The sequence below is a fragment of the Bacillus sp. WMMC1349 genome, assembly GCF_013155385.1.
GTDB lineage: Bacteria > Bacillota > Bacilli > Bacillales > Bacillaceae > Bacillus.
This window is the reverse complement of the sequence record NZ_JABJUQ010000007.1, coordinates 1055178-1068480: the sequence shown is the minus strand read 5'-3', so window position 1 is coordinate 1068480 and position 13303 is coordinate 1055178. Positions and strand designations below refer to the sequence as shown.

At 38.7% G+C, this 13303-nt stretch carries 12 protein-coding genes; 7 read left to right on the top strand and 5 right to left on the bottom strand.

Features of this window, described 5'->3' with window-relative positions; all coding sequences use genetic code 11:
* Positions 1–39: 39 nt before the first annotated feature.
* Positions 40–621: a competence protein ComK gene (locus tag HOO54_RS07740; protein WP_172293968.1), complete on the bottom strand. Its 582-nt coding sequence runs from the start codon at positions 619–621 to the stop codon at positions 40–42.
* 271 nt (positions 622–892) lie between these two features.
* On the opposite strand from HOO54_RS07740, the gene HOO54_RS07735 reads away from it, so the two are divergent.
* Positions 893–1123: an IDEAL domain-containing protein gene (locus tag HOO54_RS07735; RefSeq protein WP_172293967.1), complete on the top strand. Its 231-nt coding sequence runs from the start codon at positions 893–895 to the stop codon at positions 1121–1123.
* Between the two features lie 26 nt (positions 1124–1149).
* On the opposite strand, the gene HOO54_RS07730 is transcribed toward HOO54_RS07735, so the two are convergent.
* Positions 1150–2007 carry an SDR family oxidoreductase gene (locus HOO54_RS07730; protein ID WP_172293966.1) on the bottom strand — a complete coding sequence of 286 codons (858 nt, stop codon included), beginning with the start codon at positions 2005–2007 and terminating at the stop codon, positions 1150–1152.
* 115 nt (positions 2008–2122) lie between these two features.
* On the opposite strand from HOO54_RS07730, the gene HOO54_RS07725 reads away from it, so the two are divergent.
* From HOO54_RS07725 to HOO54_RS07700, 6 genes are all read left to right on the top strand, one after another.
* Entirely contained in the window at positions 2123–3652 is a 1530-nt protein-coding gene (locus tag HOO54_RS07725; RefSeq protein ID WP_172293965.1) for an FAD-dependent oxidoreductase, read from the top strand.
* 288 nt (positions 3653–3940) lie between these two features.
* Positions 3941–4495, top strand: a complete 555-nt coding sequence (locus HOO54_RS07720) for a biotin transporter BioY (RefSeq protein ID WP_172293964.1) — start codon at positions 3941–3943, stop codon at positions 4493–4495.
* Positions 4482–5912, top strand: coding sequence for an AMP-binding protein (locus HOO54_RS07715; RefSeq protein ID WP_172293963.1), 1431 nt, complete (start codon positions 4482–4484; stop codon positions 5910–5912). Before HOO54_RS07720 ends, HOO54_RS07715 begins: the two co-directional genes overlap by 14 nt.
* Positions 5913–5915: 3 nt before the next feature.
* Entirely contained in the window at positions 5916–7022 is a 1107-nt protein-coding gene (locus tag HOO54_RS07710; RefSeq protein ID WP_172293962.1) for an acetyl-CoA C-acyltransferase, read from the top strand.
* A gap of 60 nt (positions 7023–7082) precedes the next feature.
* Complete coding sequence (locus tag HOO54_RS07705) at positions 7083–7655, top strand: histidine phosphatase family protein (protein WP_172293961.1); 573 nt, start codon at positions 7083–7085, stop codon at positions 7653–7655.
* 369 nt (positions 7656–8024) lie between these two features.
* Complete coding sequence (locus tag HOO54_RS07700; RefSeq protein ID WP_172293960.1) at positions 8025–9167, top strand: S8 family peptidase; 1143 nt, start codon at positions 8025–8027, stop codon at positions 9165–9167.
* Positions 9168–9227: 60 nt separating this feature from the next.
* Here the strand turns inward: HOO54_RS07700 and HOO54_RS07695 are convergent, their stop codons facing one another.
* The 3 genes from HOO54_RS07695 to lplA all read right to left on the bottom strand — a co-directional run bounded on the left by HOO54_RS07695 (position 9228) and on the right by lplA (position 13303).
* A complete protein-coding gene (locus HOO54_RS07695; protein WP_172293959.1) occupies positions 9228–10478 on the bottom strand; it encodes a M48 family metallopeptidase in 1251 nt (416 codons plus the stop codon).
* A 142-nt stretch (positions 10479–10620) separates the two neighbouring features.
* On the bottom strand, positions 10621–12162 hold the full coding sequence (locus HOO54_RS07690) for a fatty acid--CoA ligase family protein (RefSeq protein WP_172293958.1): 1542 nt from the start codon (positions 12160–12162) through the stop codon (positions 10621–10623).
* Positions 12163–12313: 151 nt separating this feature from the next.
* Complete coding sequence (gene lplA / locus HOO54_RS07685) at positions 12314–13303, bottom strand: lipoate--protein ligase (protein ID WP_172293957.1); 990 nt, start codon at positions 13301–13303, stop codon at positions 12314–12316.

The following is a 13303-nucleotide window of genomic DNA, read 5'->3' as shown; positions in this document are numbered from 1 at the left end:
TTTTAATCATGTTTTTCATTTTTTTTAGAAAAAACTTCTTTAATACCGCTTTTTCAACTCCCTGAGAATAAATTCATAGATTAGCTGGTTGCGATCTTCTTTCGGATACAGCATAAATTCCTGTTTTTGCTGTATTGATCTGCCTTCAATCCGATCCAAAAATTTGGTTCTTAGCCATGCTGTCCGGTATACTTGGTTTTCAAAAGATGTGATCGATACAGGCAGCTCCAATGATTCTCCATTTACAAAAGTAACAAATGTATTGTCAAATTTCGCCGCCCGGAATTCATGAATATGGGCATGGGAAAGCCAGCCACACTGTGGTCTTGTTGAAGAAAAGGTTGGAAAAAGAAAGATGTTATTCGAGTGATCTACCATGATTGGCGGTTTATGTGAAACTTTAATAACCTCATATGTACCAGCTTTTCTTCCGGCATAGCTCGACCCAAAATAACGACAGCTCCTGTCTATGATTTGAAAAGGCCTCATTTTAACTAAAAATGTCCTGTCGGTTTCAAGCACTTTTGAAGCGGGTTTTTCCCCCTCGTTCACAGGCAGCACAGCCATTGTGGAACTGTTCACTTCATAAGTATCTTTTTCCATTTCTTCTGCATGATTCATCATTAATCCTCCTCATTAGTAAATTTATACTATTAATCTAACACTTTTAGTTAGAAAACGACAGGATTATTTCCAATTTATTTGAAAAAATGTTTTTAAAATGAAATTTTATTTTTTGTAGACAAAAAATTTTAGTTTTTTCCTCGAATATTATCGACTTTTGTCCTCAGAAAATATGATTTTTAAAATAATTTTCTAAAAATTAAAAATACTTATTGATTTCTTGTTTCATTACCCTTATACTATAAAAAAGGTATCAGGGGGAATCTTTATGAAAGACAAAAAATCGTACACTGAGCTCATGAAGTCCCACACCAGCCATCAAAAAGATGCTGATCTCACCTCAATGGACATTTATATTCAAATGATCCTTGATGAGTCGTTATATAAACGACGTTTGCACATCTTGACAGAGAAAATCAATGAAGCATTAGATAGCCGAGACAAACAAGCTTTTCTTGAGCTTTCAAAAGAATATATTGCGCTTAAATCACGCGAATAATGCCAATCCTAAACGGATTGGCTTTTTTATCCATTGATGATTTTTCCACCATTTATATGAAGAATCTGACCAGTCATATAAGAAGAATCTTCACTTGCAAGAAATAGGTAGCTCGGCGCTACTTCTACCGGTTGCCCCGGCCGCCCCATTGGTACTGTTGAACCGAAAGTTTCGACTTGTTTTTCCGTAAATGTCGATGGAATCAGCGGTGTCCAAATCGGTCCTGGTGCTACACCGTTTACTCGAATGCCTTGATCAACAAGTGACAAAGCCAGTGAACGTGTAAAAGATGTAATCGCTCCTTTTGTCGCTGAATAATCAATTAATGTTTCATTGCCAGCATACGCTGTAACCGACGTTGTATTAATAATCGAACTACCAGGTTTTAAATAAGGAAGTACTGCTTTTGTCAAATAAAACATTGAAAACATATTGGTTTGAAACGTTCTAATTAACTGTCGGCTTGAGATGTTTTCAATGCTGTTTTGCGGATGTTGCTCAGCTGCATTATTGATGAGAATATCGATCGTCGGAAAAGTATCTTTTGTTTGACGAACCACTTCATCACTGAACGCTTCATCTCCAATGTCACCGGCAATCAGTTTGCATCTTGCACCTTCTCTTTCCACATATGTCTTTGTTTCTTCTGCATCTATATGTTCATTAAAATAGACAATGACTACATTTGCGCCTTCTTTGGCAAATAATACTGATACCGCTCTACCAATGCCGCTATCTCCTCCTGTAATGATCGCCGTTTTTCCTGCTAATTTTTTACCCATTTTCGGTTTGTCAAAAACAGGACGAGGATTCATCAAATACTCTAATCCTGGTTGGTGTGTTTGATGCTGTGGAGGCAGTACTTTTTTTGGTTGTTTACTCAAATCGATTCCTCCTTGATCTCCATTAAACCTTATTATTTTATGACAAGCCGTTTTTATGTATGAATACTTTCACAATGGAAAATTTAAGGATAACGAACAACTAGGAGGAACTCATATGACGAAGGAGCAATCTAAACTGCCGCTGTCACCTGGATCATTTTGGAGAGACAGTACTCATCTTCCCTCATTTCAGAACTTAACAGATGATGTAAATACAGATGTCACAATTATCGGCGGAGGTATAACAGGTATCACAACGGCTTATATGCTGACACAAAAAGGTTATCGTGTTGTTTTGCTTGATGCTGATCGCATTTTAAATGGTACTACCGGGCATACGACTGCCAAAATTTCTGCCCAACATGATCTAATTTATGATGAATTGATCAGCCACATTGGGATAGAAAATGCTCGGCTTTATTATGAAGCAAATCTAGAAGCACTTTTATTTATTAAACACCTTGTTCAAGACCAAAACATCTCCTGCAATTTTGAACAACAGGATGCAATCATCTATACAACCGAAGAAGCTTCAGTCAAAAAAATGACGAAAGAGCATGAAGCCTATCAAAAATTAGGAATTGATAGAGAAATGATCCATGACTTACCTGTCGCAATTGATATAAAAGCTGGATTAGTCATGAAAAATCAAGCACAATTTCATCCCCTCGATTATTTAAAACATTTAATAGAAACGATCCAACAAGGGGGTGGTCAAATATTTGAAAACACGGTCGCTCAAGACATAAAAGCTGGTGATCATCCAAAAGTCATCACAAGAAACGGGCAAACGATTATGAGCGATTATGTGTTATGCTGTACACATTTTCCGTTCCATGATAAAAAGGGTTTTTACTTTGCAAGGCTTGAACCAATGCGATCATATATCCTTGCCATCAAGCCAAAATCCCCTTATCCAGAAGGAATGTATTTAAGCATTGATCAGCCTTCCCGTTCACTGCGCTCCGTTATGATCAACGGAGAAAAAATGGTTCTTGTTGGTGGGGAAAGTCATAAGACAGGTCAAGGAAAAGATACAATGAAGCATTATCAAGCACTTGAGTCATTTGCAGAAAGTGTGCTTGGTGTTGAAGATATCCTTTATCGTTGGTCAACACAAGATTTAATGACCCTTGATAAAATCCCTTATATTGGACCAATAGGGAAAGATGAAAAACGAATTCTTGTGGCAACTGGATTTAAGAAATGGGGGATGACATCCAGTACTCTCGCAGCTCAAATCATGACGGACCACATTACAAATAAAAACAATCGTTATCAAGAAATTTTTAAACCAGCTCGTTTCCATGCCAATCCAAGTGTTAAAAAAGCTATTTCATTTAACACAGATGTTGCCAAACATTTTGTGGAAGGAAAACTTGAACCACCACTTGGCAAAGCGGATGAGCTTACCAATGACGAAGGAGCTGTAGTTTCAATTAACGGAAAACGGACTGGCGCTTATCGAGATCAAAATGGGAGACTGCATCTAGTTGATACAACCTGCACTCATATGGGATGTGAGGTCGAGTGGAATGATGGAGAACGAACTTGGGATTGTCCATGCCATGGTTCAAGGTTTTCAATCGATGGAGAAGTGATCGAAGGACCAGCAGTTCTGCCATTAGAAAAACCGGAAAGTTAGTGTGAATATGGGGCTGTCTAAAAAGTCCTTTATCAACATGAATCAGGGGGAATTGCGAGACCCCTGAGGGAACAGCCAACCAGTGCGAGACCCCACAGGGGCAAGGAACGAACTCCGAGGAGGCTCACGGATCGCCCGCGGAAAGCGAGCAAATTTCCCAATTTTTATTCATCCACACGACTTTCAGGACCCCCCCATTCATTTTTAAACAAAGTTGACATATGAAAAAAGACAATGATATTTTAAAAACAATCACACCAATAAATGTTGAAAGGATCACAGTCACATATGAAAATAAAAGATATGATGGTTATTTCATTAAGTACAGCCATTATAGCGGTTCTCGGTTTTGTCCCGCCGCTCACACTTCCCTTTACACAGGTTCCGATTACATTGCAGACATTGGGTGTCATGCTTGCAGGAGGAATCAATAAACCAAAAAATGCAGCTCTCAGCCTCATCGTCTTTTTGCTGCTTGTGGCAAGCGGCATTCCCATTCTAGCAGGAGGCCGGGGTGGATTAAGCGTGTTTGTTAGCCCAAGTGCGGGATACATATTAGCCTGGCCTGTTGTTGCCTTTTGCATTTCGCTAACCGTCACGAAACTATCAAGATTACATTTTCGAAAGATTTTTTTCATTCATATTTTATTTGGAATCTTCCTATTATATGCAGTAGGTATTCCGGTTCAAGCTTTTCTTATGCATATTGAGTTAAAAAAGGCCGCAGTGCTCAGTCTCGTCTATATCCCCGGTGATTTACTTAAATCCGCCATAGCTGCGTTCCTTGTGTTGAAATTAAGAAAAGTATTACAAACGGAGGACTATAAACGTGCCGATTACTGAAACATACCAATCTCATGCAAAACATGATCCAAAAAAGATTGCCATCCAAACAGAGACAGAAATCATTGATTATCAAACATGGTATCAACTTGTTTTACGAACGGCCAGCTGGCTAAAACGAAAAAAAAGAATGAATGAAAGACTTGTATTTTCATTGCCAAACGGTGTTCCTTTTTTACAGCTGTTTGCAGGTGCAGCGATGGCAGGCTGGACAGCTATTCCATTTGATCAACGCTTTAGTCTGACTGAATGTAGTGAAAGACTTTCACTTTGCAAACCAGATCTCATCATTGCAGAACACCCTTTTTGTGGCCACTCAAATGTTATCCTTTTGGAAACATGCCTGCAAGAAATTGAGAACACACCATTAGACCCTGTACCACATGTAAATGATGATCTTCCTTTTTATATTGGATTTACTTCAGGGTCCACAGGTTCGCCAAAAGCATTTAGCAGATCACATCGATCTTGGATTGAGAGCTTTCATAATAGCAGCCGAAACTTTCAATTATCAAAAGAAGACAGAGTCGTCATACCAGGTTCTCTTTTCTTTTCACATTTTTTATACGGTGCGATGAATACATTATTTTTAGGCGGAACAATTGATCTATTGAAAAAATTTTCGCTGACTGATCTTGAACAGACAATCGCACAGCAACCTGTTACAACACTTTATACAGTGCCGACAATGACAAATGCATTGAGTGCTGAAAACAGACGGATTGATAAACCTGTCAAAACGATTTCTTCAGGAGCGAATTGGAGTAAACATGCCAAAGAGAAGTTAAGAAAAAAATATCCTTCTCTCTCTTTATATCATTTTTATGGAACGTCAGAACTAAGCTTCATCTCTGTGTCTGCTCCACAAGATGATGAGAAAAAGCCTGATTCAGTCGGACTTCCTTTTCATAATGTAGAAGTCGACATTCGGACAAGTTCAGGAATGTCAGCCAAACCTGGTGAAATTGGGAAAATCTACGTTAAAAGCCCGATGGTGTTTAGCGGCTATTTACAGGAACAGCCTGACCTTCATTCCCCTGATGAAAACGGCTGGATGACAGTTCATGATATGGGCTGGAAGGATGAAGACGGCTATCTTTATTTAGCTGGCAGAGAAAACAGCATGATTGTCTACGGGGGCATTAATATTTACCCGGAAGAAATTGAAAGTGTTCTTTCCTCACACCCCGATGTGGAAGAGGTTGCCGTCATCGGGGTGAATGATGATTATTGGGGAGAAAAAGCAGCCGCTATTATTAAAGGAAAAGCTTCCGTTAAAGAGCTAAAAGCCTGGTGTAAACGGCAGCTTGCTCACTACAAAATGCCGAGAATATGGCATTACACCGAGCAGATGCCGCATACAACGAGCGGGAAAATCGCTCGGCACCTCCTAAAACAACAATTGAAAGGTCTTTAAAACATGAAAGCTGTCATCACAGATGCAAAAAGAACGATTATCGGCAGACAACACGGCTGGTTAAAATCGAGTGAACCCCATGAACTGGCTGCTCACCTTATCCGCTTCCTTGCCAGACCAATCGGTGAAAACATGAATGAAGTCATACTTGGAAATGTTGTGGGTCCTGGCGGTAATATCGCACGTTTATCCGCTCTTTCTGCTGGTCTTCCAGCTTCTGTAACAGGGATGACGATAGATCGGCAATGCAGTGCTGGTCTGGAAGCCATCCGTACCGCTTGTTATTTTGTCAAGTCTGGTGCAGGAAACTGTTATATCGCTGGAGGGACAGAAAGTGCCAGCCTTTCTCCTTTTCCAAAAAGAGCGCGATTTTCACCTGATGAATGGGGAGACCCGGATATGGGAGACGCCGCAGAGAAAACAGCAGAAATCTACGATATTTCACGAAAGATGCAGGATGACTATGCTAAATTAAGCTATAAAAGAAGCATGTCTGCCCATATAAATGGTTATTATGAAGAGGAAATATTACCGTTCCCAAAATGGACAGTTGACGAAAGTTTAAGCCGGATGCGACGGTCAATTGATCAAATCGTGTCAAAGGCTAGACCAGTTTTCAAAAAGCCGGGAGGGACCGTAACAGCGGCAAACAGCTGTGGAATTCATGACGGAGCATGTGCTGTCGTCGTCATGGAAGAACAAAAAGCCGTAGAGTTTGGTCTAAAGCCTGTGTTACGATTTGTTGATAGCGAGGTTAGCGGAGTTGATCCGAATGTGCCGCAAATTTCCCCGGTACCAGCCATTCAAAAGTTGTTAACAAAACAAGGACTTTCAGTGAAAGATATTGATCTATTTGAAATAAATGAAGCATTCGCCGTTAAAATCGTAGCTTGCGCTAAAGAACTTGGAATTCCCTATCACAAACTCAATGTCAACGGAGGAGCCTTGGCACTCGGTCATCCTTACGGTGCTTCTGGTAGTATTTTAGTCACACGTTTATTTTATGAAGCAAAACGAAGAACTGATCTAAAGTATGTCGTCGCTGCGATTGGTAGCGGCGGCGGAATCGGAACAGCTCTATTATTTGAAGTTATTGATTCATGTGCTTAAATATTTAGTATAATGACTTTATCATCAAAAGTATTGATTCATCTAAGAAAGGAGCTTTTTATGACTGCGATTTGTTTAATACGGCACGGAGAAACCGATTGGAATGCTCAAGGACGGCTCCAAGGAAGAACTGATATCCCGTTAAATGAAACCGGAAAAAGACAGGCAAAAGAAACTGGTGAATGTTTAAAAGGTACTTCTTGGGACTTGATCATCACAAGTCCTTTAAAAAGAGCAAAAGAAACAGCAGAAATTATTAATCAATATCTTCATATTGACATTATTGAAATGGAAGATTTTATCGAGAGGAATTACGGTGATGCAGAGGGGATGGCTTTTGCTGACAGAATGAAACTGTACCCTGATAAAAACTACCCCAATCAAGAAACAAAGGAAGACTTGGCTGAACGTCTGATAGCAGGTATTGAAAAGATTAGCGAACAATATCCAAACCAAAAAATCTTGCTCGTTGCCCATGGTGCTGCTATCCATACCCTACTTACAAAAATCGCAATCGATGATAGCGAACTTCATCAGACAAAACTCGTCAATGCTTGCTTGAGTAATATTAGAATGTTGAAAAACAAATGGCATGTCGAAGACTATAACTTGTCAGACCATTTGTCTAATTAACAAGAAAAATGCGGACAACAGACAACTTAGCTGTTCGCATTTTAATTATATTTATTTGTGATATTCCCTGACAAACCCGAAATACATGGAAAACTTTAGTAAACTGAGATTGTTGATCACCATTGATGACTGTGATCTTTTTCATAGAAATCATAAATTTAATCACTGTTTTTTCTCATTCTATAGAACTTTAAAATTTTTCATAAATAAGTGAAAACAATCATAAAAAAGTAGATTTTTTTTTCAAAAAATAGGTCTACCATTTATTACATTATTTTTATATAATGAATTTACAGAATAATTCGAAAAGATAATCTTGTTTATGAATTCGGATTATTCTGAATAAAATCTTAGGAGTGTGAAAGTGTAGTGGGTAAAAAAAGGTTATGGTATAGTCTGTTGACAGTTCTGCTTCTGGTTTTCTCAATGGCTTTCAGTCATCCGGCCAATGCCGTCAAATCGTCGGCGAAAGATGTCAAAAAAGATTATATTGTTGGATTTAAGTCTTCATTGAAAACAACGAGTGCTAAAAAAGATGTCATCAAGGAAAACGGCGGGAAAGTGGACAAACACTTTAGATCAATTAATGCCGCAAAAGTTACCCTTGATCAAAAAGCGCTAAAAGAGCTAAAAAAAGAACCAAGTATTGAATATGTTGAAGAAGACCATGTCGCTCACACATTAGCGCAAACAGTTCCTTACGGGATTTCATTAATTAAAGCTGATAAAGTTCAAGCTCAAGATGTTACTGGAAAAAATGTGAAAGTCGGAATTATCGATACGGGAATCTCTTCCGCACATCCGGACTTAAAAGTAGCTGGTGGAAAAAGCTTTGTAGCTGGGGATTCCGATCCTTTCAATGATGGTAATGGACATGGTACACATGTTGCCGGAACGGTAGCCGCACTCAATAATTCAATAGGTGTTATCGGTGTTGCACCAAATGTTTCTTTATATGCCATTAAAGTATTAGATTCAAGCGGAAGTGGAACATACAGCGCTATTATTGATGGAATCGAATGGGCGACAGACAATCATATGGATGTCATTAATATGAGCCTTGGTGGATCATCTGGTTCAACTGCACTGAAAAAAGCGGTAGATCGTGCATATTCAAGCGGGGTTGTTGTTGTAGCAGCAGCAGGAAACAGCGGATCATCTGGAAGCAGAAATACAATTGGCTATCCAGCTAAATATGATTCAGCCATTGCCGTCGGAGCCGTCGATAATAATAGTCAAAGAGCGTATTTTTCAAGTGTTGGTGATGAACTTGAAGTTATGGCTCCAGGTGCCGCTGTAAACAGCACATATCCTGGTAACTCATATAAATCATTAAACGGAACATCTATGGCATCTCCTCATGTAGCAGGAGCAGCAGCTTTAGTCAAGAGCAAACACCCATCGCTTTCAGCTTCACAAATTCGCGACCGTCTCTCCAAAACAGCGACTCATTTGGGAAGTGCCTTCTATTATGGCAAAGGGTTGATCAATGCTGAAGCTGCCGCTCAATAACATATTTTAACAGCAAGTGACTGAAAAAGCTAGTCTTTTATGGACTAGCTTTTTCAATATTTATTTATTTTCTTCAATAGATTGAATACGCTCCATGATTGTCGGATGCCCATATTTAAAAATCTTCACAAGCCATGGTGGATTTGCTTCACTTAAGCTTGCTTTTGACAGTTCCTGAAAAGTTGAAACAGCAGCATCGTTATTTTTTGTTAATTTGATTGCATACTGATCAGCCGTTTTTTCTTGGTACCTTGAAACCGCGTTTGTAAAAGGTGTTGCTGTAACAGAAAGGACACCGATGATGAGGAGAAGAAGCGGTAAGGCAGCAAGATCTGTTTTGTTTTTAATGTGAAGCCGCTTCCCATAGCGGTTAATCACCCATTTATATAGTTTAGCAATGAGATAAAAACCAACAAGTGATAACAGCAAGTACCCTGCAAGTCCGATATAGACATGCTTCATTACATAATGTCCCATTTCATGCGCCATAATAAATAATATCTCAGGCTCAGCCAATTTATTTAAAGTCGTATCCCAAAGTACAACCCTCTTATTGGCACCGATCCCGGTTACATAAGCATTTAGCGCATTGGTTTTTTCAGACATATTAACTTCATACACTTGATCAGCAGGAATATTCGCTTGATTTGCCAGCTTTAAAATACTTGATTCCAGTTCTTTATTTTTCAACGGATAAAAATCGTTATATAAAGGATCAATCACAACTGGTTGGAGAAAAAACAAAAATAGTGTCACAGGTATTGTTAAACCCCATGCATAGAGCCACCAGCGTTTTTCATGTTTTTTGACAAGCCAATAAAATACCATCACCGCACCTAACGTTAAAGGGAAATTAATCCAAAAGTCGATGATTTGATCTTTGATCCAGCTCGCTTGAGTTTGGGTTGAAATGCCATAATCAAGCGCCATTTGATAGCTCATCCAATCGAGCGGCAAGGATACGAGCACCATAATGAATGATAAGGTGAACACATAAGCAGTTATTTGAATAAACTTTCGCTTTGATGTTTGCTCTGCCCATTGTTTCATTTTTTTTGATAAACCGGCAATTAACAAAATAAAAAACAAAAACCATTCAAACGGAATTCTGAGAAAAAATATAAAATCTTTGATTCTCGAATATTCTTCTGTAAGGACAAGCTCATGCTGATTCATAAATGTTGCCGGATCTGCACTTGTCCCTTTTAATGCCTCAGGAACGGAAGATTCTCCGGTCATGAATAAATACCAATAGAAAAAAACTCCGTACAGTACATAAAGCAGACCGGCTCCCGTAATCCATTTCCACATGGATGAATCACTCCTTCTCAGGTAGCAGTTACTTTCTATTGTAAGCTTTTTAAGGAAACATTAGAACAAGTCTTTCGCAGATATCGGCACACTGCTTTTTGAATTCATAAAAAAAAAGGACGCGATTCACGTCCCATTCTTGCTATGATTGTTTTGTTAAAATGTCTTTTAAAGCTCTTCTTAGGATTTTACCAGTAGAATTTTTCGGAATTTCATCTAAAAAGGTAATGGTTGATGGCCGTTTGTATTTCGCGAGATGTCTCTCGCAATGTGAAACAATCTCCTCTTCAGTCAATGTCTTTGATTTCGGTACAACATAACATTGCACCACTTCCCCCTTATTAGGATCAGGAACACCAATGACGACCGCTTCAGCAACATCTGGATGTTTGTACAGCACTTCTTCAACTTCTCTCGGATAGACATTGTAACCACCGACAAGGATCATATCCTTTTTTCTGTCGACAATGTAAAAATATCCGTCTTCATCTTGCCTTGCCAAATCACCTGTATATAGCCAGCCATCTTTAATTGTATGAGCCGTTTCCTCAGGCATTTGATAATAACCCTTCATGACATTTGGTCCTTTAACAATCAATTCACCTACTTGATTGGGTGGAAGTTCTTCACCAAACTCATTCACAACTTTGTTTTTTACATTAAGGATATTGGTACCGATTGAACCGGGTTTCCTTCCAGTATGAAATGGATTAAAGCATGCAACAGGTGATGCTTCTGATAAACCATAGCCTTCTAAAACAAGGACATTGAATTTTTTTTCAAAATTGTTTAACAGGGCGACAGGCATAGCTGCTCCTCCTGAGATACAAATACGGACAGAAGCAAATCCATCTTCATTTGCTCCCTCATGCTGGTACAAATAATTATACATTGTTGGGACACCGGCAAAAATTGTTGCTTTATGCTTTTTCACCAATTCAAAAACAGCAGACGGACTAAATTTTGGCATGATGAGAACGGCTGCTCCATTCATAAGAGGAGCATTCATACAGACCGTTAGGCAAAACACATGAAACATTGGCAATGCTGCAACAACAAGATCATCTTCATCCATAGTTAAATATTGGGCGACATCATTAGCATTGGAAAAGAGATTTTGATGTGTTAACATCGCTCCTTTTGGCTTTCCAGTCGTTCCTGATGTATAGAGAATCGCTGCAATATCATCCTGATTAGGCTCAGAAAAAACCCGAACAGAAGATTTCATGAGGTTTGCAAACGATTTCAATTTCTTGTTTACCTGAAGATTTTCTGATTCTTGAAGCGGTTCACTTGTTTCACAAAGGATGACCTGTTCGATTTTTGGAAACATTTCGTGCATCTTTTCGTATAATGGCAACAACTTACCGTCTGCGACGACAACTTTTACATCCCCATTCTTCAACAAATAACCAATCTCTGTTGGTGTGTAGGTTGGATTGATGGGAATGATGACAGCTCCAGCTTTTAATGCTCCAAAAAAGGAAACTAGGAAATGTGGTGTATTTCCTAAAAGCAGTGCAATATGATCACCTTTTTTTACCCCTATCTCATATAATCCCCCAGCAAAACGATCAATTTTTTCTTGTAGTCCCCCGTATGTTTCTGTTTGATCTCCAAAAATATAAGCGGTCCTATCAGGCTTTAATTTAGCAGTCTCCCCTAGTTTTGAAACTAAATTCATTCTCCCACCCCTTTAAAAATGAATGAATACCCATTCATTTTTTTAATAATCAAAATCTATTCCCATTATAGTAAATGAACAAACAACACTCAAGACTCTAGCAGAAAATATCTTCCATCCCTATAAAAAAAGCCGCTTTTAGACGGCTTTTTTAATAAATGAGCTCAAAAAACTCTTCTTTTGAAATGTTACCGAAATAAACTTTGAGATCAATGCCTTGAAGTGCTTCTTCAATGGTTTCTCGCCCATATTGAACACCTGAGAGCTTTTCTTCAATCTCACTGACATCACCAACACCAAAAAAGTCCCCAAAAATCTTGCACTCTTGAATAATACCCTTTTGAACTTCCAGACGAATGTCAATCGATCCAGCTGAGAAACGTTTAGAATGCTGAAGGTTGAATTTAGGTGATTTCCCATAGTTCCAATCCCAGTTTTGATAGCGTTCTTTTGAAATTTGTTTGATCTGTTTCCAGTCTTCATCAGTTAGTTTATACTCAGGAATGTCTCCATCCGTATCAAAAATAAAACGGAGCAGCAATTGACGAAATTCCTCTGTTGTCATCTTTTCGTTTAGAAACTCACTAATATTAGCAACACGGCTGCGGATCGACTTAATTCCTTTAGACTCAATTTTTTCTTTTTTGACATTTAATGCTGAGACAACATGTTCGATTTCAGAGTCAAATAAAAGTGTTCCATGGCTAAACATTCTTCCCTTTGTTGAAAACTGGGCATTCCCAGAAATTTTTCGACCGTTTGCCATCAAATCATTTCGACCGCTCAGCTCAGCTTTTACACCTAGCCGCTGTAAAGCAGCAACGACAGGTTCTGTGAATTTCTTAAAATTATGAAAGCTGTTGCCGTCATCCTTGGTGATAAAGCTAAAATTCAAGTTTCCAAGATCATGATAGACTGCCCCACCTCCAGACAGCCGCCGCACAACAATAATCCCATTATCTTCAACATATTTCGTATTGATTTCTTCAATTGTATTTTGATTTTTCCCAATGATGATTGATGGCTGATTGATGTAAAACAGCAAATATGTCTGTTCAGGATCAAGGTATTTTAAGCAGTACTCCTCAATTGCCAAATTGATTCGTGGATCTGTAATATGTTGATTATCTATAAATAGCAT

Coding starts and splice junctions, on each gene's coding strand:
- HOO54_RS07740 (WP_172293968.1), bottom strand. CDS start 621: ATGAATCATGCAGAAGAAATGGAAAAAGATACTTATGAAGTGAACAGT.
- HOO54_RS07735 (WP_172293967.1), top strand. CDS start 893: ATGAAAGACAAAAAATCGTACACTGAGCTCATGAAGTCCCACACCAGC.
- HOO54_RS07725 (WP_172293965.1), top strand. CDS start 2,123: ATGACGAAGGAGCAATCTAAACTGCCGCTGTCACCTGGATCATTTTGG.
- HOO54_RS07720 (WP_172293964.1), top strand. CDS start 3,941: ATGAAAATAAAAGATATGATGGTTATTTCATTAAGTACAGCCATTATA.
- HOO54_RS07710 (WP_172293962.1), top strand. CDS start 5,916: ATGAAAGCTGTCATCACAGATGCAAAAAGAACGATTATCGGCAGACAA.
- HOO54_RS07705 (WP_172293961.1), top strand. CDS start 7,083: ATGACTGCGATTTGTTTAATACGGCACGGAGAAACCGATTGGAATGCT.
- HOO54_RS07695 (WP_172293959.1), bottom strand. CDS start 10,478: ATGTGGAAATGGATTACGGGAGCCGGTCTGCTTTATGTACTGTACGGA.
- HOO54_RS07690 (WP_172293958.1), bottom strand. CDS start 12,162: ATGAATTTAGTTTCAAAACTAGGGGAGACTGCTAAATTAAAGCCTGAT.
- lplA (WP_172293957.1), bottom strand. CDS start 13,303: ATGCTATTTATAGATAATCAACATATTACAGATCCACGAATCAATTTG.